Source organism: Streptomyces sp. NPDC001222 (assembly GCF_042896945.1).
In the GTDB taxonomy this organism is placed as follows: Bacteria; Actinomycetota; Actinomycetes; order Streptomycetales; family Streptomycetaceae; genus Streptomyces; species Streptomyces gibsoniae.
Genome location: NZ_JBIAXT010000021.1, coordinates 39,876 through 61,059, shown reverse-complemented (window position 1 = coordinate 61,059; position 21,184 = coordinate 39,876). Strand labels below are relative to the sequence as shown.

Here is a 21,184-nt window from a genome sequence, read left to right as displayed (position 1 = left end):
TCGTCGTCATGGAGGGTCAGCCTCGGGCGAGGGCGGCGTCGCGGTGTTTGACGTAGGCCGCGGCGGCGTCGCCGCCCAGGTCGGCCCACGGGTACTCGGAGGCGAGGTTGCCGAGCACGCGGAAGCAGGCGGCGGCCCGCGGCAGGTCCCCCATGAGGGAGAACACCGCGGCGAAGTAGCCCTGGGCGGTGACCCAGCCGTAGGCGCGCCGGAATCCGGGATGGAGCGCGGACCGCTCGGCGGCCTCGACGAGTTCGGCCCGCACCGGGTCCTGGCGCAGATAGGCCTCGCGCTCGGCGCCCCGCAGGGCGAGCCAGTGCTCCATGTGCGCCTCGGCCACCAGCCCGCCGTTCACGGCGCCTTCAGGCGCGGCCAGCAGGCATTCCCGCGCGAAGGTGTGGGCCGCCTCCCAGCTCCCGCCCCATTTGGGGCAGAGCTTCTGGAGCAGCCGGCCCTGTGCCGTGAAGTGGTGCGGGTGGTGCGCGGCCAGCCGGTCGTAGCGGCGTCGCGCCTCGTTCTGCCCGAGTTGCAGACCCATGGCCGTGGTGAGGCGCTCGGCCCAGGCCGCGTCGAACGACGGGTCGAGGGCGGTGGCCCGGATCAGCAGCTGCTCGGCCTGGCGCAGATGCGCGTGCAGCCCGGCGAACTGCTCCCGGCTGACCTTCGTGGCGGGCGCCGCGGTCCGGATCTCCCAGCCGATGCGCACCTCCCGGCCGCCGAGGACGGTGAGGGCGAGCACGTCGTCGGGTGTCGCGGCGAGGATCTCGCGCATCCACTGCTCGACTCCGGCCAGTTCGGACAGCACACCGACGGCGAAGCTGCGGTTCGTCTCCCGCGGCAGCCCGTCGACGTAGTTCCGGATCGAGGCCCAGTCCCACGCGGCGGCGGCCTGCTTCAGCCAGGTGACCTCGGGGAAGGCGGAGGCGGTCGCGAAGTCGGGAGGCGGCAGGGCGGAGGCGGAAGCGTGCGGCATGCGGCGGATCCTAGGGGAGCGCCATGACCGTCGCGCCGACGGGGCAAACCGGGCCCTCGGCCGGGAGAAAGACAACTCCGACTTGACCGTTCCCACACCACTCATTCACCATGCGTTAACCAACCCTCCGTAGCGTCCGCCCGTCTCGATCACCGCCGTGATCCGCGCGCCGCTCTCGCCGGCCCTGCTCATCGATGCCTTGCCGAACGCCCCTGTGTGCGTACGAACAGCCCGCGCGGCCCCACGTCCTTTTTCGCACCAGGAGTCCCCATGGCCCTCAACGCCCGCCGCGCCAGGCAACTGCAGGAAGCCGTCGCCCCCTTGCTGCTGCAGGGCGAGCAGGTGCAGATGACGACCCTCGCGGGCGTCGGGTCGGTCTCCGTGCGCAAGCAGGCGCTCACCGCGGCCGTCGTCGGCGTGCTCAGCGCGGGCACCGTGATGGCCACGGTCACGCCCCGCCCGATGTACATAGCCCTGACCGACCAGCGCGTGCTCTTCTTCGACGGCAACCGCGGCGGCAAGCCCGGCAAGCTCGTGCTCAACCTGCCGCGCCCGTACGTCTCCGCGGGCGGCTCGAAGAAGGCGTTCCTGGGCCTGCAGTACGTGACCCGCCTGACGCTGGCCGGCCAGGAGAAGGGCCTCAAGGTCACGTTCCCGGTCCAGCACCGCGGCGACGGACCGCGGTTCGCGTCGGCGCTGCCCGTCACGCGCTGAGCGACGCCGGAGGGACGCAGAGCGCCTGAGAGCTCCGAACGGCTCTCAGCCGCGGACCTGTCCCAGCCACTGCAGGGTCCGCCGGATGTCCCCGGCCAGCGGATGCCCCGGTCCGCGCAGGCGCTCGACGTCGTGCAGCAGTCGTACGAGGGTGTCGTGGGCGGCGGCGCGGTCGCCGAGGGCGAGCAGCAGATGGCCGATACGACGGCGGACGTCATGGGCCAGTTCCGGGTCCCCCGCGACGTACTGGTTCTCGTAGTACGGCAGCAGCGCCCGGTACTCGGCGAGCGCCGACGCCGGTTCGCCCAGTTGCTCCAGGCACTGCGCGATCTCGTAGCGGAAGCGCAGGGACTGGGGGTCGGCCTGGCCGGACTCGGTCGCGCGCTCGTCGGCGAGGCGGCGCAGTTCGGGCAGTGCGCGCCGGTACTGGCCGTCGTCCATGAGGGTGGCCGCGTACTGCTTGCGCAGGCTGCGGACGACCGGTGAGTGCTCCCCGTGCTGGGCGGCCGCCGCCGGGAGGATCGCGCCGAGGATGTCCACGGCCTGGGTGATACGGCCCTCCCCGAGGAGGCGCTTGACCTCGTCGACGGCGCCCACGACATCCGGTTTCGCGACCGCCGGCGCGGCCTGCGGCTGGGACGCCGGAGTGCGTGCCCGGTCCGGCCAGGGGGCGTGCGGGCGCAGGAAGGGGCGCGTGGGGTCGAGGGGGGCTCCGGAGGGCATACCGCGGGCGGGCAGCAGCGGGAGCAACTGCTCGTACGTCTCCTGCGCCGAGGCCGGGCGGTGCTGGGGATCCTTGGCGAGCAGCCGCAGCACGAGCGACTCCAGCGCCTCGGGCACTTCGGGGCGCAGCCGGCGAACCGGCAGCGGGGGCTCGTACAGATGGCGGTGCAGCACACCGAGCGCGGTCGAGCCCGCGAACGGCACATCGCCGCTGAGCAGTTCGTGCATGAGCACGCCGAGCGCGTAGAGATCGGTGTACGGGCCGACCGCGCCGCCCATCGCCTGCTCGGGCGCCATATAGGCGGGCGAGCCGATCGGGGAGCCGGTGTGGGTGAGACGGGTCGTGTCCGTGTCCATCACCGACGCCACGCCGAGGTCGAGCACGGTGACCGTGCCGTCCTGCTTGACCATGACGTTGCGGGGCTTCAGATCGCGGTGGACGATCGGCACCGCGTGCACGGCGGACAGCACGGCGCACAGCTGCGCCGCGACGGCCACCACCCACGGCCAGGGGTACGGGTCGTGCTCGGCGAGGTGGTCGGCGAGGTCGGCCCCGTCGACGTACTGCATCACGAGGTACAGCTCCTCGCCCTCGCTGCCCGCGTCATGGACGGTGACCAGACCGGGGTGGTCGACCTGCGCCGTGACCCGGCACTCCCGCATGAACCGGCGGCGCAGCTCGTCCGCCTCCTGGCCCGCGACCTTGTCCGGCCGCAGCAGCTTGACGGCCACACGCCGGTCCAGGCGCTGGTCGTACGCCGTCCAGACCTGTCCCATGCCGCCCTGGCCGATGAGTGTGGACAGCTCGTAGCGCTGCGCGACGATGCGTCCGGCCGTCGCGCTCACCTGCCGTCCTCGTGCCTGCGCAGATAGTCGCTCAGTTCGTCGAGTTCGGCCCGGACCTGGTCGATACGGGCGGGCGCGGGCCGCTGCGGCTGCGGGGGCGTCGGCGGGTACGGGGGCGGCGGGGTCCGGGCCGGCGGGGCGGCGGGGTAGGGCGCCGGGGCGGGATAGCCGTAGCCCGTCCGGGGCGGTGCGTAGGGGGCGGCCTGCGGGGGCGCCGTCCCGGTGGGCGGCAGAGCGCGGTGGTGGCGTATGTCGAACACCAGGAAGTACGCCCCGCTGAAGGCGCCGAGGATGAGCACGACCGCGAGCGCCAGGTCCCCCCGGTGGTCGCTCTCCGGGACCGAGCCGACGACCGCGAGGCAGCCGATGGACACGGGCAGGCTGATCCAGGCCAGGAGCCAGTCCGCCCCTCTGCCGCGCAGCATGGCGACCCGGAACAGCGGGATGCACGCGAGCAGTCCGCAGCTGAGGAAGCCGGCGATGGCGAGCAGCACCCGCAGGGTGATGACCGTGCCCGAAGTGCGGGTGGGCGGCGGCGCGCCGTGGCCGTGCATGACTGCTCCTGGGACCGGATGAGGACGGACGTACGAGTGTCGACGTCCGAGCGTATAGCCCGACTGCGACAGACGGTCCGGGTTGTACGGAACCGTAGTCGTACCGCGTCCGAGGTGCGGGCGGGGGCCGCACGACGGCACGGGCGCGCAGGCCCGTCCGATGGCGTCGGTCCGGTGTCCGGTGCTCGTCAGTCCGGCGCGACCGTGCCGTCCGTCAGTCCGTCGTACAGGCCGCGGACGAGCTGCTCGCCGAGCCGGCCGGCCAGGCGCAGGGCGTCCTCGAACCCGGCGAGTGCACGGAACCGCTCGCCGTAGCGGCGCTGCTGGTCCAGCGGCAGCCGGGGCAGTTGGAGCCGGCGCACGTCGAGCCGGGTCGCGGTGGAGGCGTAGCTGCTGGCCTGGCGGGTGTTGGCGGTGCCGCGCAGAAAGCCGGCGAGGAACCAGGGGTCGAGCGCCGCCGGGTCCGGGCGCAGCAGCGTCAGATTGCGCCCGAGCGCGGCTCCCGCGGCCGCCGCGTCGATCACGCGCGCGACGGCGCCGCCGCCGAGCACGGGCACGACGACGTCGCCCTCCGCGACGAGGACCGGCTCCTCCCCCGTCCCGGGCAGGGTCCCGGAGGGTGCGGTGCCGGCGAGCACGTCGTGGTCGGTGAGCACGCGCGTGTGGGGGCCGTGGCCACCGGTGCGCATCACCAGGGCGCCACCCCGGGCGAGTTCGCCGACGGTCGTGAGCGGCCAGCGGGTCTGGTCCGTGGTGTCGTGCGCGGGCGGGTTGAGGTCGACGGTGAGCCGGAGGGTCTCGTCGAGACGGGCGCGCAGGGCCGTGAGCTCCTGGGCCCCGCCGCCGGCCGAGGGCGGCGGGAGATGGCGGGCGGGGGCCAGGTCCACGTCGTCGTCGAGGAGTTCGATGACCGGCACGGACCGGCTCACCCCCGGCACCTCGGGCGCGGTTCCGGTCCGGGCGAACGGCCGCCAGGCGCCGAGGACGGCGTCCCGCACGGTCGGCCAGTCCGGGCCACCGCGCCCCTCGGGGTCGAGCGCGCCGACGTCCGTGAGCAGCAACTCCGGCTGCGCGGGCGCCTTCTCGGGCCGGCGCAGCACCCACAGGTGCAGCGGGATGTTGTACGGGGGCGCCACGCCCACCGGCAGGGCGATCACGGCGCGCAGGGCGCCGCGGCGCAGCAGGTCGGCGCGGATACGGCGGCCCGAGCGCCGGGAGGCGGCGGCGGGCGGCATCAGCAGCACGGCGGTGCCGCCCTCCCGCAGCCGGGCCAGCGCATGCTGCACCCAGGCGAGTTCGGACTCCGTGCGCGCCGGGAAGCCGTACTCCCAGCGGGGGTCGTAGGCGAGTTCGTCGTGGCCCCAGTTGCGCTCGTTGAACGGGGGATGGCACAGCACGGCGTCCGCCCTGAGGGTGTCGAACGCGTCGGCCCTGAGGCTGTCACCCGCGCTCGTGCGCACGACGGCCCTGGTCTGCAGCGTGAGGCGCAGACCGGTGAGCGCGGCCAGTCCGGGATCGCTGTCCTGGCCGTGCAGTTCCTGTCCTTCGGGCTCCCGGCCGGACACGGCGGCGACGGCCCGCAGCAGGGCGCCGGTGCCGCAGGCCGGGTCGAGGACGCTGCGGGCGGGCCCGGCGAGCTCGGCCATCAGTGCGGCCAGGTCGGCCGGGGTGAGCGTGTACTGGCGGGGGTTGGCGTCGAGGTGCCGGCCGAGCAGGAACTCGTACGCCTGCTGGGGGCCCAGTTCCGCCGCGAGGTCCGCGGCGCCGCGCAGCAGCGGGGCCGACGGGAGGAGTTCCGCGGGGGTGGGGAAGGGCGTGGCGGGGCCCCGCGGGCTGCCGAAGCGAGGGGTCAGCACCTGTTCGAGGGCGGTGGGCAGCAGTTCGGCCAGGCGGGCGTCGGAGCCTTCGCTCGCCTCCTGCCAGACCGTCGGCCGGTCGTGGACGAGCACGAGGACACAGCCCGCGTGGACGAGTGCCGTGACGGGTCCCTCCGGATGGCCGGCGACCTGCTGCCAGACCCGCTCCCGCAGGGGCACCTCGGCGAGCTTGCCCTGCCGGCGCAGCCAGTTCTCGACCTCGGTGAGCGCGAAGGAGGGGCTGGTCTCGGTGCCCCCCACCGGCTTGGGGAAGTCGGTGTGGCGTCGGCGCCAGTTGCTGACGGCGGCACGGCCGACCCCCGCGAGCCGGGCGATTCCGGCGGCGGTCACCTCTGTCCCGTTGTCCTGCACCCGCCCGGCTCCCCTCTGCCCTGTGCGGCACCCTCGCCGTCCGGCGCTCCGGTCTCGGCGCCCTCGGCCCGCGGCTCTCGGCCTCGGCACTACGTCCCTGTGGCGCCGAGCATACCGAGATGTGCAAGATCCACCGCTTCACGTGCGTGTACAAGACCCATTCATGGATTCATGTTGACTCGGTTCACAGGCTCTGGTCTTATTGCCCTCGTGAACGGGCGACTCGCCACAGCGGCGAACGCCCCGAACAGGGGAGGGAAACAGCCGTGTCCATGAGGGGAAGGATCACCTTCGGGGCCGTCGTCGGCCTCGTCGTCATCGGCACGGTCTCGGCCCACGCGGACAGGGTGGCCGGAACAGGGGCGCCCCGGAGCGACAAGGACGCGCCCCCGTCCACGTCCGCCGGTCAGCACCCCGAACCCACGTCAGGCCGGGCGGCGGACGGGGGTACGCCCGGCCGCGTGGGTGGGGGTGCGCCGGGCCGCGCGGGAGGGGACCGCGGCGCGACGGGGACGCCCCGCGCGACAACGGCCCGCTGACCGGGCCGGCCCGTCGCACCGCGCCCGCCCCGCCCGGCTCCTCCGCTCAGCTCCCGCGCGCCGTCTCCGCGCGCACCACTCACCGCACGCCGTCTCCACGCGTGCAGTCACCACGCACGCCGCACGCACGCCACTTCACCTCAAGGAACTCTCATGCGTCGCACCGCACTTGCCGCTCTCTGCCTGGCCGCCGCGGCCACCGCGGGCCTGACCGGCTGCCTGCCCGGCCAGAACTCTGCGGACGACAAGCCCAAGGGCCCGTTCGCCGGGCTCACCGGCGGCGACATCGCCGACCGGGCCATGAAGGCCACCACCGACGCCACGTCGCTGCGGATGACGGGCGATGTCCGCGACGACGAGAGCAGCGGCACCATCCGGATCGACATGGCCCTGAACAAGAAGGGCGAGTGCGCCGGCACGATGGCCATGGGCGGGCAGGGCAAGGCCGACCTGATCAAGACCGGCGACAGCGTCTACATGAAGTACGACGAGGCCTTCCTGCGTGCGCAGGGCAAGGGCGACTCCAAGTCGGACACCGACGCGGTCGTGGCCATGATGGCCGGCAAGTGGACCAAGATGGCGGCGAAGGGCAAGGACGCCAAGGACATCGCGGGCTTCTGCGACCTGGACTCGGTACTGGCCGACGCCAAGAACGTGAACTCCGACGCGACGCGGGGCGCGACGACCACGGTCGACGGCACCCCGGCGATCGTTCTGCACGAGAAGGACGGCAAGGACCGCTACACGCTCTACGTCGCCACCCAGGGCAAGCCGTACCTCCTGAAGGTCACGAGCACCTCCAAGAAGGACCCGGGCACCATCACCTTCACCGACTTCGAGAAGCGGGTGCCGGCCGACGCGCCCAAGGGCAAGGTCCTCGACCTGGACAAGCTGGGCGGCTGACCGGCAGGAGGCAGCCCCTCTCCCCGTGCGCCGCCCGTGCGGTGGCGCACGGGTGGCCGTCGGCCCTGCGGGTCAACCGCCGCACTGCTCCAGCATCATCCGCTTGTCGGCCGCCGTCACGGGAAGCTCGTACTTCAGTGACACCTGGGCGACGCGCACCGAGTAGGAGCAGCGGATCTGCTTGTTCGGGGGCAGCCAGGTCGCCGGACCGGAGTCGCTCTTGGCGCCGTTGGCCGGTCCGTCCACCGGGATCAGATTGAGCGGGTCGTTGGCGATGTCCTCCCGCTTGTCCTTCGTCCAGCGGGAAGCGCCCATCTGCCAGTCGTAGGACAGCGGCATGACATGGTCGATCTGGACCGTGGTGGCACGGGACTTGGTCCACTCGATCGTCTTCGTGGTGTACGGATCGTGCAGCGTCATGGAGACCACGACGCAGTTCGAACCGGACCGGAACCGGACGCTCTGACCATCGCGCTTGAGAAGGTCGTTCCGGGTGTCGCACCCGTTGTGGGCGTACGGGATGCCACCGGGGGCCGAGTCCATCCACGCGTACCCGAACTTGTCCCGGGCGTAGCCCGTCTTGGGGCCGCGTCCCTTGGTCGCCACCTTCCCGATCAGCGTCCGCGCCTTCGCCCGGTCGGCATCCGAGGTGATGGGTGCCAGTCCGGGCCTGGTCCCGTCCGGGTTGTCCAGCGGGCTGACGGCATGACCGTCGCCGGCCCCCGCCGCCGAGGACCCGGAGGCCGAACCGGCCTTGGGCACATCCATCCCCTGGCAGCCGGTCACCGTGACCACGACCAGGGCGGCGACCGCGACCCCACCCCTCAACTGCAGCACGCGAAGCCCTCCCCTTGCCCACACCGCTTGTCCGGACCGCCCCGCACGGGCGCGGCGTGCCCGCTCTCACGGTAACCGCCCGCAGGTCGTGCTCCTACGACTGCCCCATGGCGACGGAAGCACGCCGGGCGTGCGGCCGGTGGTGAGCCGACCGCACCGCTTCCCGGGCCAGGGCCGAACGGGCGCTCGGGCCTACGACCCCAGGACCGACGTCAGGAACTCCCCGACCCAGCCCAGCAGTTCCCGGCCGACCAGCGGCTTTCCACCCACCTTCGCGGTCTTGGGGCGGGGCACCAGGACCTGGTGGAGTGCCGGCTTGATGACGGTCCCCGGGTACAGGCGCTTGAGCCGCAGTTCCTGGGACTCCCTCAACTCCACCGGTGCGAAGCGGATGTTGGCGCCCTGCAGGACGATCTCGCCGACGCCGCACGCGCGGGCGAGCATGCGCAGACCCGCCACCAGCAGCAGGTTCTCGACCGGCTCAGGGAGTTTGCCGTAGCGGTCGACGAGTTCCTCGCGTACGTGCTTGATGTCCTCCTCCGTGTTCACGGAGGCGATCGCGCGGTAGGCCTGCAGGCGCAGCCGCTCGCCGGGGGCGTAGTCGTGCGGGACGTGCGCGTCGACCGGCAGCTCGATCTTGACCTCGAGCGGCGGTTCCTCCTCCACGCCGCCCTCCAGGGACGCGCGGTAGTCCGCGACCGCCTCGCCGACCATCCGTACGTACAGGTCGAAGCCGACGCCCGCGATATGGCCCGACTGCTCGCCGCCGAGCAGATTGCCCGCGCCGCGGATCTCCAGGTCCTTCATCGCCACATACATGCCCGCGCCCATCTCCGTGTGCTGGGCGATGGTCGCCAGGCGCTCGTGGGCCGTCTCCGTCAGCGGCTTCTCCGGCGGGTACAGGAAGTAGGCGTAGCCGCGCTCGCGGCCCCGGCCGACCCGGCCGCGGAGCTGGTGCAGCTGGGAGAGGCCGAAGTTGTCGCCGCGCTCCACGATCAGCGTGTTGGCGTTGGAGATGTCGATGCCCGACTCGACGATGGTGGTGGAGACCAGGACGTCGTACTTCTTCTCCCAGAAGTCCACGACCACCTGCTCCAGCGTCTGTTCCGACATCTGGCCGTGGGCCGTGGCGACACGGGCCTCCGGGACGATCTCCCGCAGCCGTGCCGCGGCCCGGTCGATCGACTCCACCCGGTTGTGGATGTAGAAGACCTGGCCCTCGCGCAGCAGTTCACGGCGGATGGCGGCGCCGATCTGCTTCTCCTCGTACGGCCCGACGAAGGTGAGCACCGGGTGGCGCTCCTCCGGCGGCGTCGTGATCGTGGACATCTCGCGGATGCCCGTCACCGCCATCTCCAGGGTCCGGGGGATCGGGGTCGCGGACATGGTCAGCACGTCGACGTTCGCGCGCAGCTTCTTCAGCTGCTCCTTGTGCTCGACACCGAAGCGCTGCTCCTCGTCGACGATGACCAGGCCGAGGTCCTTGAACTTCGTCTCCGACGAGAACAGCCGGTGCGTACCGATCACAATGTCCACCGCGCCCTCGCGCAGGCCCTCCAGGACCCCCTTCGCCTCCGTGTCGGTCTGGAAGCGGGAGAGCGCCTTCACGCTCACCGGGAACTGGGAGTAGCGCTCGGAGAACGTGCCGAAGTGCTGCTGCACCAGCAGCGTGGTGGGCACGAGGACCGCGACCTGCTTGCCGTCCTGCACCGCCTTGAAGGCGGCCCGGACCGCGATCTCCGTCTTGCCGTAGCCCACGTCGCCGCAGACCAGGCGGTCCATCGGGATCGACTTCTCCATGTCCTCCTTGACCTCGGCGATCGTGGTCAGCTGGTCCGGGGTCTCCGCGTACGGGAACGCGTCCTCCAACTCCCGCTGCCACGGTGTGTCCGAGCCGAACGCATGGCCGGGCGCCGCCATCCGCGCGCTGTACAGCTTGATCAGGTCCGCGGCGATCTCCTTGACCGCCTTCTTCGCGCGCGCCTTCGTCTTCGTCCAGTCGGCGCCGCCCAGGCGGTGCAGGGTCGGGGCCTCGCCGCCGACGTACTTGGTGATCTGCTCCAGCTGGTCGGTGGGGATGTAGAGCCGGTCGCCGGGCTGGCCGCGCTTGGCCGGCGCGTACTCCACCACCAGGTACTCGCGGGTCGCGCCCTGGACCGTGCGCTGCACCATCTCGATGTAGCGGCCCACGCCGTGCTGCTCATGGACGATGTAGTCGCCGGACTCCAGGGTCAGCGGGTCGATCGTCTTACGGCGGCGGGCCGGCATCCGGGCGCCGTCGCGGCCGGCGGTCTTCTGGCCGGAGAGGTCGGTCTCGGTGAGGACGGCGAGCTTGAGGGCCGGGTCCACGAAGCCGTACTCGATCGAGCCGCACGCCACGTGCACCACCGACGGGGACGGCACCCCGAGGTCGGCGTCCAGACGGGCCGCGATGCCCTCGTTGCCCAGCACCTCGACCGTGCGGGTCGCCGGGCCGTGGCCCTCCGTCACGAACACCGTGCGCCAGGCGTCGGCGAGCCAGCCCTTGGTGTCGGCGAGCGCCTTCGCGGTGTCACCGCGGTAGGTCTCCGGGGCGTGCATACCGAGCTTGAGGGTGTCCCCGTCGAGGGAGTCCAGGTCGTCGTCGCCCGCCGCGAACGGCGACACCGACCACCACATCATGCCCAGCTCACGGGCGCGGTCCCGGACGTCCGCGATGGACCACAGGGACGCCGCGCCGACGTCGATCGGGGCGTCGCCGCCGCCCGCCGTGGCCGCCCAGGACGCCTGCAGGAACTCCTGGCTGGTCGCCACCAGGTCGGCTGCCCGCGTCCGCACCCGCTCCGGGTCGCACACGACGGCCATCGCGCCCCGGGGCATGACGTCGAGCAGCAGCTCCATGTCGTCGACGAGCACGGGGGCGAGGGACTCCATGCCCTCCACGGCGATGCCCTCAGCGATCTTGCCGAGCAGCTCGCCCAGCTCGGGGTGCTGTTCGGCGAGCGTGGCGGCCCGCCCCCGCACCTCTTCGGTGAGCAGCAGCTCACGGCAGGGCGGCGCCCACACGCCGTGCTCGGCGACCTCCAGGGAGCGCTGGTCGGCGACCTTGAAGTAGCGGATCTCCTCGACGTCGTCGCCCCAGAACTCGATGCGCAGCGGGTGTTCCTCGGTGGGCGGGAAGACGTCCAGGATGCCGCCGCGCACGGCGAACTCGCCGCGCTTCTCGACCAGCTCCACCCGGGAGTACGCGGCCGCCGCGAGGGCGTCCACCACCTCGTTCAGATCGGCCTGCTGTCCGCTGCGCAGGGCGACCGGCTCCAGGTCGCCCAGGCCCTTGACCTGCGGCTGGAGCACGGAGCGGATGGGGGCGACGACGACGGAGACCGGGCCGGTCTCCGGGTCGTCCTGGCTCGGGTGAGCGAGGCGTCTGAGGACGGCGAGGCGGCGGCCCACGGTGTCGCTGCGCGGGCTGAGCCGCTCGTGCGGGAGCGTCTCCCACGACGGGTACTCCACGACGGCGTCCGGCGGCAGCAGGGAGCGCAGCGCGGCGGCGAGGTCCTCGGCCTCGCGTCCCGTCGCGGTCACGGCGAGGACGGGCCTGCCCGCGTCCCGGGCCAGCGCGGCCACGGCGAAGGGGCGCGCGGCCGGGGGGCCGACCAGGTCGACATGCATCCGGTTGCCGTCGGTCGCGGCCTTGACCGCTTCCACGAGTGCGGCGTCCTTGACGACGGCGTCGAGCAGACCGTGCAGGCTCATGAGGGGGTATCCCGTCCCGGGTGGGCAACACGAACGCCCGGCCACGAGGTTTTCGGGGGCCGGGGGTGTCCAGCGTACGACGCCGGATTCGCCGATGCCGGGGCTGTGGACAACCGTCTGCTCGTAAGGACGAGCGGCGGGAGTGACCCGAGTGGCGCCCCCACCATGCGGAACGGGCCGAGGAAGACCTCGGCCCGTCGACGCACACCCCCTGCCCCCGTGGTGTCGGCTACTCCGTCGCGATCGCGTTCAGGACGTTCATCCGGCCCGCCCGGAACGCCGGGATCAGGGCCGCGAGCAGGCCCACGAACGCCGAGCCGATGAAGACCGTGATGATCGTGGACCACGGGATCTCCAGGACGGTCAGTCCCTGCAGGGCGAGGAGCTTCTGGGCCGTCGCGCCCCAGCCCATGCCCAGCCCCAGACCCAGCAGGGCGCCGAAGAGGGCGATCACCACCGACTCCAGGCGGATCATGCGGCGCAGCTGGCGGCGCGAGAGGCCGATCGCGCGCATCAGGCCGATCTCCCGCGTGCGCTCCACCACCGACAGTGCCAGCGTGTTCACCACACCCAGGACCGCGACGATGATCGCGAGGGCCAGGAGGCCGTAGATCATGTTCAGCAGCTGGCCTATCTGGTCCTTCAGCGCCTTCTTGTAGTCGGTCTGGTCACGGACCGTGTACTGCGGATAGTCGTGCAGCGCCGACTTCAGCGACTTGTACGCGGCGGCCTGCTGCCCGTCCTTGGCCGAGGCGAAGACCAGCGCGTCGAGCGGCATCCTGTCGGCCGGCACGTACGTCGCCGCCGTCGCGGTCGCCACATACATCGCGCCCTTGTCGATCAGCGCGTCGTCGCTGGTGATCGCGCGGACGGTCAGCCGGGCCGTCCTGCCGTCCTTGAAGGCGACCGTGATCTTCGAGCCGAGCCGGACACGGTGCTTCTTGGCGAAGCCCTCGAAGACGGACATCGAGTCGGGCCGGTAGGCGTCCGCGAGGTTGCCGGCGACCGTCTTGATCCGCAGGTCCTGGGCGTACGTCGGGTCGGCGGCGTTGACCGTCCCCTTCGCGGCCGTACGCCCGTCGGGCGTGGTCAGCGAGACGTCCAGCAGCCGGTACTCGGTGACCCGCTTCAGGCCCGGCGTCGACTTCACCGCCCGCACCGCCTGCGAGGTGATCAGCTGGCCGCTGTCGGACTGCACGATGAAGTCGGTGCCGACCGTCTTGTCGAGCTGGTTCGTGGCCGAGGCCACCATCGAGGAGCCCACCACCGACAGGCAGGCGACCAGTGCGAGACCGATCATCAGCGCGGCGCCCGTGGCGCCGGTGCGGCGCGGATTGCGCAGGGCGTTGCGCTCGGCCATGCGTCCGACGGGTCCGAAGACCCGCAGAAGGACCGCGGCGAGCGCCCGGACCACTCCGCCCGCGAGCAGCGGGCCGATGACGACGAAGCCGATGAGCGAGAGGACCACACCGAGACCGAGCCACAGCGAGCCGTTCTGGGCCCGGTCGTCCGCGGCGGCCAGACACAGGGCGGCGCCACCGGCGCCGGTGAGGACCAGTCCGAGCACGGCCCGCACCCGTCCGGCCTTCGCGTCCACGGGGGCGCCCGCGTCGCGCAGCGCGGCCATCGGGGAGACCTTCCCGGCACGCCGGGCCGGCACATACGCGGCCAGGATCGTGACCAGGACACCCAGGACGAGGCCGACCACCGGGGTCGTCCAGGCGATCGTCAGATCGTCGGTGGACAGATGCATGCCCATCGACCCCATGAGTTTCATCAGGCCGACCGCGATGCCGACGCCCGCGCCGACACCGAGCACCGACCCGAACACCCCGAGCAGCAGTGCCTCCACGAGGACGGAGCGGTTGACCTGCCGGCGCGAGGAGCCGATGGCCCGCATCAGGCCGATCTCGCGGGTGCGCTGGGCGACCAGCATGGAGAAGGTGTTGATGATCAGGAAGATGCCGACGAGGAAGGCGATCCCGGCGAAGCCGAGCATCGCGTACTTCATCACGTTCAGGAAGCTCGCGATGCTCTTCTGGTTGGCGTCGGCGACCTCCTTGGCGGTCTGCACCTTGTAGCCGCCGCCGAGCCGGCTCCCCACCATCCGCTTCAGCTGTGCGTCGCTCACGCCGGAGGCGGCGGTGACATTGACGTTGGTGTAGACGCCGGTCCTGCCGACCAGGGTCTGCTGGGCGGTCCTCGTGTCCTCGTAGAAGATCGCGGCACCGGGGTTGGTGACGGTGAACGCGGCGATGCCCGAGATCTTCGCGGTGTGGGTGCCGACCGCGCTGATCACGCCGATCTCGTCGCCGAGCCTCAGGTGGTGCTTGTCGGCGGTGTCCTCGTCGACCATCACCTGGCCGGAGCCGTGCGGCGCCGCACCGGAGGTGATCTTCATGGTGCGGGCGTCGTTGCGGTTCCAGCTGCCCACGATGGTGGGCGCGCCGCTCGTGGGCGACAGGCTGTGCTTGTCCGCGTCGACGACGGTCACCGAGGTCGAGAAGACCGTGCCCTCCGCCGACTTCACGCCGGTGATGCCGCGCACCTCACCGAGCAAGGAGGCGGGCAGGACGGGCGGCTTGCCGTTGCCGGAGCGGGTCTCGCCGGTGTCCGAGGCGCTCTTCGCGGTGACCGTGACGTCGGACGCGGTCGCCTGGAAGAGTTTGTCGAACGTCGTGTTCATCGTGTCGGTGAAGACGAGCGTGCCGCAGACGAACGCCACCGACAACAGGACAGCGACGGCCGACAGGGCCATGCGTCCCTTGTGCGCGAAGAAGTTGCGCAGAGAGGTCTTCAGCACGGTCATGACGTACGCCCCCGGGCGTCGAAGTCCTTCATGCGGTCCAGGACCTGGTCCGCGGTGGGCTGGTGCATCTCGTCGACGATCCGGCCGTCGGCCAGATACAGCACCCGGTCGGCGTAGGAAGCGGCGACCGGGTCGTGCGTGACCATCACGATGGTCTGGCCCAGCTCGTCGACCGAGCGGCGCAGGAAGCCCAGCACCTCCGCGCCGGCCCGCGAGTCCAGGTTCCCGGTGGGCTCGTCACCGAAGATGATCTCGGGGCGGGCGGCCAGTGCCCGGGCCACGGCGACGCGCTGCTGCTGGCCGCCGGAGAGCTGGGCGGGCCGGTGCTTGAGGCGGCCCGCCAGGCCGACGGTCTCCACGACCCGGTCCAGCCAGGCGCGGTCGGGCTTACGGCCCGCGATGTCCATGGGCAGCGTGATGTTCTCGAGCGCGTTCAGCGTCGGCAGCAGGTTGAACGCCTGGAAGATGAAGCCGATCCGGTCCCGGCGCAGCTGGGTGAGCTTCTTGTCCTTCAGGCCGGTTATCTCGGTCTCGTCGAGGTGGATCTGACCGCTCGTCACGGTGTCCAGGCCGGCGAGGCAGTGCATCAGTGTGGACTTGCCGGACCCGGAGGGGCCCATGATCGCGGTGAACTGGCCGCGGGCGATGTCCACGTCCACGTGGTCGAGGGCGACGACCCGGGTCTCCCCGGTGCCGTACGCCTTGACGACCTGTCGCGCTCGCGCCGCAACGGCCGTACGCCCTCCAGTACCCCCGTGCCTGGGAATGGTTACGGCCGTTGTCATGACATATCTCCTCTGTCGATCAACGAAAGAGACGCGCGGTGACGCGTCGGGTGGTGGCATGGGACGAGACGCGGAGAAACGCGCCTCGTGAGTGAATGACCGGCTGTGTCGATCAGTCTGGTGGCGGAGGGGCCCGGACCGCGCTGGTGCACGGCCCCGTCTTCCGCTGGGGAAAACCCCACCCCCTCCGCTGCGGCCGGCACGACCCCCGTCCGTCCCGGCCGCTCCCCAGCGGCGTAAAGCCAGGTTAAGGACGACCCGCCCGCCTCCTCGTCCTCCGCCGGGACGAACCCTCCCCGAGCCCTTGTACGGAGGTACCCCTAAGGGCTGTCCACCGTCAGGTGGAGCCCTTCTCAGGGTTGGGTCCACCCTCCGGCGGACCGAGCTTCCACCCTCCCGCCGCGTCAGGGTCAAGTGGGAAGCTTGCGTGCGGGGGACAACGGACAAGGGGGGAACCGGTGGACAGCACGAAGCCCGCGCTACGCGACACCGCACGCGGCGTCGGAGCCGACCGGCGCGGCGCCGTGGTCACGGCCCTGATGCTGGCGATGGCGCTCGCCGCGCTCGACTCGACGATCGTGTCGACGGCCGTCCCGCAGATCGTCGGCGACCTCGGCGGCTTCTCCGTCTTCTCCTGGCTGTTCTCGGGATATCTGCTGGCCGTGACGGTGACCCTGCCCGTCTACGGCAAGCTCTCCGACACCTTCGGCCGCAAGCCGGTGCTGGTCGCGGGCGCCGTCGTCTTCCTGCTCGGCTCACTGCTGTGCGCCCTCGCCTGGAACATGGGGTCGCTGATCGCCTTCCGTATCGTGCAGGGCCTGGGCGGCGGCGCGCTCCAGGGCACGGTCCAGACCCTCGCCGCCGATCTGTACCCGCTCAAGGAACGCCCGAAGATCCAGGCCAAGCTGTCCACGGTGTGGGCGGTGTCCGCGATCGCGGGCCCGGCGCTCGGCGGGATCCTCGCCGCGTACGTCGACTGGCGGTGGATCTTCCTCGTCAACCTGCCCATCGGCTCGGTCGCCCTGTGGCTGCTCGTCCGCCACCTCCACGAACCCGACCGCCGCACCACCGGCGCCCGCCCGCGCGTCGACTGGGCGGGCGCACTGGCGGTGTTCGCGTGCGGCGGCGTCCTGCTCACCGCGCTGGTGCAGGGCGGGGTCGCCTGGCCGTGGCTGTCGGCCCCCTCACTCGCCCTGTTCGGTACGGGCCTCGCGCTCGCCGCGCTCGTCGTGGTGATCGAACGCCGGGCCGCCGAGCCGATCATCCCGGGATGGGTGTGGCGCCGCCGCACGATCGCCGCGGTCAATCTCGCCCTCGGCGCGCTGGGTCTGCTGATGGTGGCACCCACGGTCTTTCTGCCGACGTACGCGCAGGCGGTCCTCGGACTGGCCCCCGTCGCGGCCGGATTCGTGCTCTCCGTATGGACGTTGAGCTGGCCGGTGTCGGCGGCGCTCAGCCAGCATGTGTACCGGCGCATCGGCTTCCGCGACACGGCCGCGCTCGGCATCGGCACGGCGGCGCTGATCCTGTTGGCGTTCCTGTTCCTGCCGTACCCCGGCCAGGCGTGGCAGCCGACCCTGCTCATGCTGTTGCTGGGCAGCGCGCTGGGCCTGTTCCAGCTCCCGCTCATCGTCGGCGTGCAGTCGACGGTGGGCTGGGCGGAGCGCGGTACGACGACCGCGTCCGTCCTCTTCTGCCGCCAGACCGGTCAGACCGTCGGGGCGTCGGTGTTCGGCGCGATCGCCAACGGTGTGCTGGCCGCACGCCTGGGAGGCGCGGGCGATCTGGACACGGTCACCCGGGGCCTGGACTCGGGCACCGTCCCGGAGGCGACGCGCCGGGCGGTCGCGGACGCGGTCCACGCGGTGTATCTGGGCGCGGCGTGCGCGGCGGCGCTGGCGTTCCTGGTGCTGCTGTTCGTGGCCCCGCGCCGCTTCCCGGTCCTCCAGGACTGAGCCACGCCCGCGACCGTCTCGATCCGGCCGTAGACGGCATCATGTACGGCACCAAGTGCCTGGACGCCTACAACCTCGGTACGGCCAACGGCACGAAGGTCGTCATCTGGGACTGCAACGGCCAGGACAACCAGAAGTGGACCGTCAACCCCGACGGCACGATCACCAACGTCCATGCGGGCCTGTGCCTGGACGCCTACAACGCGGCCACGTCCGACGGGACGAACCTCGTCCTGTGGTCCTGCAACGGCGGCGACAACCAGAAGTGGACGGTGTCGTAGACCGACGACCGACAACCCGACCGGCATCGGGAGCCGTTCAGAATTGGAGTAAACGCGGGTAACACCGCAGGTCAGCGCAGTAAGCGCATACCTACCGGTCAGTTCGGTGAAAACCCTGCGGGCCCCCGATCGCCGCGAGTAGCGTGCGTCGCCGCCCACCGCTCCCTGCGGTCCGCCGCCACGGACCCGAGCCACGCAAGGAGAAACGGGATGTCCGACGCATTCTGGTCGCCGCACTCGTACCCCGAGCACCCTCCGCCCCATCAATCCGCACCGCCGTATCCCACCTACCCCTGGCAGCCGCAGCCCGCCCCCCAGGGGCGGCGGCGGCCGCCGAGCCACCCGCCCCTCGGGCACCACAGCGACCTGAGGGTGCTGCGCACCGCCTATCGACGGCAGCGGCGCGTGGCCACCCTCACCGCGCTGGGCTACTTCACGCTGTTTCTGATCCTGTCCGCGTTCGCCCCGTCCTTCATGACCACCCCCGTCTCCGGCGGCCTGACCACGGGCCTGCTGCTGGGCCTGGTCCAGGTCCCCGTCACCTGCCTCGCGATCGGCCTCTACGAGTACAGCGCGCGCCGCACCGTCGACCCGATCGCGGACCGCATCCGCCGGCAGGCCGCGCTGGACGTCAGGCGGGAGAGCGCACGATGACCGCCGCGAACGCGCTCGTCACCACGAACGCCGCGGGCCCCGCCGTCGGATTCACCGGATTCAGCGACTCCGCACAGACCATGTCGCTGGTGGCGTTCACCGCCATCGCCACGGTCACCCTGCTGCTGTGCGTGATGACCGGCCCCGACCGCGACGACCTCGACGAGTTCTACACCGGCTACAACTCCCTCTCCCCGATGAGCAACGGCCTCGCCATCGCCGGGGACTACATATCCGCCGCGACCGTCCTCGGCACCGGCGGGATCATCGCCCTCACCGGCTACGACGGTGTCGTCCTCGCCCTGAGCACGGCCCTGTTGCTGATGCTGCTGATGTTCCTGCTGGCCGAACCCCTGCGCAACGCGGGCCGGTTCACCATGGGCGACGTGCTGGCCCGGCGCATGCCGGGCCGGGCGGTGCGCATGGCCGCCTGCGGCGTGACCCTCGCCGCGCTGCTGCCGATGATGCTCGTCCAGCTCGCCGGCACCGGCAACCTGCTCGCCTTCCTCCTCGGATTCTCCGGCGACTCCCTGAAGACCGGCTGCATCATCGGCCTCGGCGCCCTGATGATCAGCTACGCGGCGATCGGCGGCATGAAGGGCACCGCCCTCATCCAGATCCTGAAGATCGTGATGCTGCTCGGCACCGGCATCGCCGTCGCCGCACTGATCCTGCGCCGCTTCGACTGGGACCCGGGCGCGCTGCTCACGGCCGCCGCCGGCAACAGCGGGGCCGGCGGCGCCTTCCTGCACTCGGGCCTGGAGTTCGCGGGCGGCCCGGCCCCCCGCCTCGACATGATCAGCTCGGAGCTGACGGTGGTGCTCGGCGGCGCCTGCCTGCCGCACATCACCATGCGGATGTACACCGCGAACAGCGCCCGGCAGGTGCGCCGTTCACTGTCCTGGGCGGTGCCCTCGGTGACCCTCTTCGTCCCCGTCATCGCGGTGGTCGGGTTCGGCGCGACCGCCCTGGTCGGACGCGAGACCATCGCGGCCGCCGACCCCGAGGGCAACACCGCCTATCTGCTGGGCAGCCGGGCCGCGTTCGGGGCGACCGTGTCCACCGCGGGGACCGCGCTGTTCACCGCGGTGGCCACGGCGATCTTCCTGACCCTGCTCGCCTCCGTCGCCGGGATGATCCTCGCCTGCGCCAACTCCCTGGCGCACGACGTGTTCGCGGCCCGGGTACAGGAGATGCCACCGCGCCGCGAGATGGCCCTGGCCCGGCTGTCTGCGCTGGCGGTGGGAGCACCGGCGATCCTGCTCGCCACCCTCGTCCAGCATCGCGGACTGCAGCCGCTGGTGACGCTCTCCTTCTGCATCGGCGCCTCCGCGCTCGCACCGGCCCTCGTGTACGGGCTCTTCTGGCGCCGCTACACCCGGACCGGGCTGCTGTGGACGCTGATCGGCGGCACGCTGACGGTGCTGCTCCTGATGACCGGCACCAATCTGGTCTCCGGGTCGCCGACCGCCTTCTTCCCCGACGCCGACTTCAACTGGTTCCCCTTCACCACCACCGGGCTGGTCTCCATCCCGCTGGGCTTCGCCTACGGCTGGCTGGGCACGATCGCCTCCGGCCGCCGCCAGGCCGCCGAGCAGCGCCGCCAGTACGAGGCCGTGGAGGGCTGGATCCTGGCCGGGGCGATCCGCAGAAGCGGCTGACCCGCGCGGACGGTCCCCTGCGGGGTCCTGCTCCGCGGGCCCCGCAGGGGACCTACTCCGCCGCCGCGCGGCCCGTCAGCATGGCGAGGCTGTTGCGCACATGGTCCATCTGGGCCTGCACGCCGTCCCACATCTCGCCGTGCTCCCGCAGCACCCGCTCCGTCTCCCGCGCGATCCGGTCCTCCCGCAGCCGCGCCTCGGCGACCAGTTCCGCCGCGCGCGCCTGGGCGTCCCCCTGCACCCGCCGGGACGACTCCCCGGCCTCGGCGAGCGCCCGCTGCGCCTCCGTCAGAGCGGCCTGCGCCTGCGCCACCCGCCCCTCCTCCCACGCCTGGAGCTCCGCGAGCCGTTCGGCCTCCGCGCGCTCCTCGCCCTCCCACCGCTCGGCCTGCTCCCGCTCCTGCTCCGCGAGAAGGGCCTCGGTGCGCCGCCGCACCTCCCGCAACACCGCCAGCGCCTGCGCGCGCCCCTCCTTGACCTCGCGCCGCGCCACGACCCGTACCTCGTCGGCCTCGGCCCGCGCCGCCAGCAGCCGGGTCCGGATCAACTCCTCGGCCTCGCCGCGCACCTCGTCGGCGTACGCCTGCGCGGCCTGGCGCACCCGCCGCCCGTCCTCCTCCGCCTGCGTGACCCGGTGGACCGCGTCCTGCCGCGCGCCCTCCCGCACGGCCTCGGCCTCCTCCTGCACCAGGCCGAACACCCGCCGGGCCCCGTCGCCGAGCGCCTCATAGCTCTGCGCGGGCAACTGCGCCACTCTCTCGTGCAGCCGCGCCAGTCCGGCCTCCATGTCCTTGGCCAGCACGGTCAGCCGGGCGGCCCGCTCCCAGGCGTCGTCACGCTCCCGCGAGAGGGCCGCGGTATACGCGTCGACCTGGTCGGGACGGTAGCCGCGCCGCACGGACACAAAGCCGTGCGGCGACCCCGATGCGCTGCTCATCGTGGAACCCCTCTCCACCTGACCCACACGAAGCGACGATTCGCGCACAT

General features: G+C 72.0%; 14 protein-coding genes and 1 pseudogene. 6 read left to right on the top strand and 9 right to left on the bottom strand.

Features of this window, described 5'->3' with window-relative positions; translation table 11 throughout:
• Window positions 1–16: 16 nt before the first annotated feature.
• Window positions 17–973, bottom strand: coding sequence for a hypothetical protein (locus ACFY2Z_RS25820; protein ID WP_390746478.1), 957 nt, complete (start codon window positions 971–973; stop codon window positions 17–19).
• A gap of 270 nt (window positions 974–1,243) precedes the next feature.
• Between ACFY2Z_RS25820 and ACFY2Z_RS25815 the strand changes: the two genes are divergently transcribed.
• On the top strand, window positions 1,244–1,687 hold the full coding sequence (locus ACFY2Z_RS25815; RefSeq protein ID WP_390746477.1) for a hypothetical protein: 444 nt from the start codon (window positions 1,244–1,246) through the stop codon (window positions 1,685–1,687).
• 45 nt (window positions 1,688–1,732) lie between these two features.
• Here ACFY2Z_RS25815 and ACFY2Z_RS25810 read toward each other — a convergent pair whose 3' ends face one another.
• The 3 genes from ACFY2Z_RS25810 to ACFY2Z_RS25800 form a co-directional block, all read right to left on the bottom strand.
• Complete coding sequence (locus tag ACFY2Z_RS25810; RefSeq protein ID WP_390746549.1) at window positions 1,733–3,214, bottom strand: protein kinase; 1,482 nt, start codon at window positions 3,212–3,214, stop codon at window positions 1,733–1,735.
• Window positions 3,215–3,252: 38 nt separating this feature from the next.
• Entirely contained in the window at window positions 3,253–3,810 is a 558-nt protein-coding gene (locus ACFY2Z_RS25805; protein WP_390746476.1) for a hypothetical protein, read from the bottom strand.
• Between the two features lie 188 nt (window positions 3,811–3,998).
• Entirely contained in the window at window positions 3,999–6,038 is a 2,040-nt protein-coding gene (locus ACFY2Z_RS25800; RefSeq protein WP_390746475.1) for an N-6 DNA methylase, read from the bottom strand.
• 692 nt (window positions 6,039–6,730) lie between these two features.
• Here ACFY2Z_RS25800 and ACFY2Z_RS25795 point away from each other — a divergent pair.
• Window positions 6,731–7,480 (top strand): hypothetical protein, encoded by a 750-nt coding sequence (locus ACFY2Z_RS25795; RefSeq protein WP_390746474.1) that lies wholly within the window; start codon window positions 6,731–6,733, stop codon window positions 7,478–7,480.
• 72 nt (window positions 7,481–7,552) lie between these two features.
• On the opposite strand, the gene ACFY2Z_RS25790 is transcribed toward ACFY2Z_RS25795, so the two are convergent.
• From ACFY2Z_RS25790 to ACFY2Z_RS25775, 4 genes are all read right to left on the bottom strand, one after another.
• Window positions 7,553–8,317 (bottom strand): HNH endonuclease family protein, encoded by a 765-nt coding sequence (locus ACFY2Z_RS25790; RefSeq protein WP_390746473.1) that lies wholly within the window; start codon window positions 8,315–8,317, stop codon window positions 7,553–7,555.
• A gap of 192 nt (window positions 8,318–8,509) precedes the next feature.
• Window positions 8,510–12,052, bottom strand: a complete 3,543-nt coding sequence (gene mfd / locus ACFY2Z_RS25785) for a transcription-repair coupling factor (RefSeq protein WP_390746472.1) — start codon at window positions 12,050–12,052, stop codon at window positions 8,510–8,512.
• A 229-nt stretch (window positions 12,053–12,281) separates the two neighbouring features.
• Window positions 12,282–14,861: an ABC transporter permease gene (locus tag ACFY2Z_RS25780; RefSeq protein WP_390746471.1), complete on the bottom strand. Its 2,580-nt coding sequence runs from the start codon at window positions 14,859–14,861 to the stop codon at window positions 12,282–12,284.
• A complete protein-coding gene (locus tag ACFY2Z_RS25775) occupies window positions 14,858–15,646 on the bottom strand; it encodes an ABC transporter ATP-binding protein (RefSeq protein WP_390746470.1) in 789 nt (262 codons plus the stop codon). Before ACFY2Z_RS25775 ends, ACFY2Z_RS25780 begins: the two co-directional genes overlap by 4 nt.
• A 458-nt stretch (window positions 15,647–16,104) precedes the next feature.
• Here ACFY2Z_RS25775 and ACFY2Z_RS25770 point away from each other — a divergent pair, with 458 nt between their 5' ends.
• The 4 genes and pseudogenes from ACFY2Z_RS25770 to ACFY2Z_RS25755 all read left to right on the top strand — a co-directional run bounded on the left by ACFY2Z_RS25770 (window position 16,105) and on the right by ACFY2Z_RS25755 (window position 20,197).
• The gene (locus ACFY2Z_RS25770) at window positions 16,105–17,601 is read left to right on the top strand and encodes an MFS transporter (RefSeq protein ID WP_390746469.1); all 1,497 of its coding nucleotides are present in this window, start codon (window positions 16,105–16,107) and stop codon (window positions 17,599–17,601) included.
• A gap of 38 nt (window positions 17,602–17,639) precedes the next feature.
• A pseudogene (locus tag ACFY2Z_RS25765) lies at window positions 17,640–17,882 on the top strand (ricin-type beta-trefoil lectin domain protein); the annotation flags it as partial.
• Window positions 17,883–18,092: 210 nt separating this feature from the next.
• Window positions 18,093–18,536, top strand: a complete 444-nt coding sequence (locus ACFY2Z_RS25760) for a DUF485 domain-containing protein (RefSeq protein ID WP_390746468.1) — start codon at window positions 18,093–18,095, stop codon at window positions 18,534–18,536.
• Window positions 18,533–20,197 carry a cation acetate symporter gene (locus ACFY2Z_RS25755; RefSeq protein ID WP_390746467.1) on the top strand — a complete coding sequence of 555 codons (1,665 nt, stop codon included), beginning with the start codon at window positions 18,533–18,535 and terminating at the stop codon, window positions 20,195–20,197. Before ACFY2Z_RS25760 ends, ACFY2Z_RS25755 begins: the two co-directional genes overlap by 4 nt.
• A 52-nt stretch (window positions 20,198–20,249) precedes the next feature.
• Here the strand turns inward: ACFY2Z_RS25755 and ACFY2Z_RS25750 are convergent, their stop codons facing one another.
• Complete coding sequence (locus tag ACFY2Z_RS25750) at window positions 20,250–21,134, bottom strand: cellulose-binding protein (protein ID WP_390746466.1); 885 nt, start codon at window positions 21,132–21,134, stop codon at window positions 20,250–20,252.
• Window positions 21,135–21,184: the final 50 nt, after the last annotated feature.

Bases quoted from the DNA above. Each gene is read 5' to 3' on its own strand.
- ACFY2Z_RS25780 (WP_390746471.1), bottom strand. From the start codon at position 14,861: ATGACCGTGCTGAAGACCTCTCTGCGCAACTTCTTCGCGCACAAGGGA.
- ACFY2Z_RS25760 (WP_390746468.1), top strand. From the start codon at position 18,093: ATGTCCGACGCATTCTGGTCGCCGCACTCGTACCCCGAGCACCCTCCG.
- mfd (WP_390746472.1), bottom strand. From the start codon at position 12,052: ATGAGCCTGCACGGTCTGCTCGACGCCGTCGTCAAGGACGCCGCACTC.
- ACFY2Z_RS25820 (WP_390746478.1), bottom strand. From the start codon at position 973: ATGCCGCACGCTTCCGCCTCCGCCCTGCCGCCTCCCGACTTCGCGACC.
- ACFY2Z_RS25775 (WP_390746470.1), bottom strand. From the start codon at position 15,646: ATGACAACGGCCGTAACCATTCCCAGGCACGGGGGTACTGGAGGGCGT.
- ACFY2Z_RS25815 (WP_390746477.1), top strand. From the start codon at position 1,244: ATGGCCCTCAACGCCCGCCGCGCCAGGCAACTGCAGGAAGCCGTCGCC.
- ACFY2Z_RS25755 (WP_390746467.1), top strand. From the start codon at position 18,533: ATGACCGCCGCGAACGCGCTCGTCACCACGAACGCCGCGGGCCCCGCC.
- ACFY2Z_RS25750 (WP_390746466.1), bottom strand. From the start codon at position 21,134: ATGAGCAGCGCATCGGGGTCGCCGCACGGCTTTGTGTCCGTGCGGCGC.
- ACFY2Z_RS25805 (WP_390746476.1), bottom strand. From the start codon at position 3,810: ATGCACGGCCACGGCGCGCCGCCGCCCACCCGCACTTCGGGCACGGTC.
- ACFY2Z_RS25795 (WP_390746474.1), top strand. From the start codon at position 6,731: ATGCGTCGCACCGCACTTGCCGCTCTCTGCCTGGCCGCCGCGGCCACC.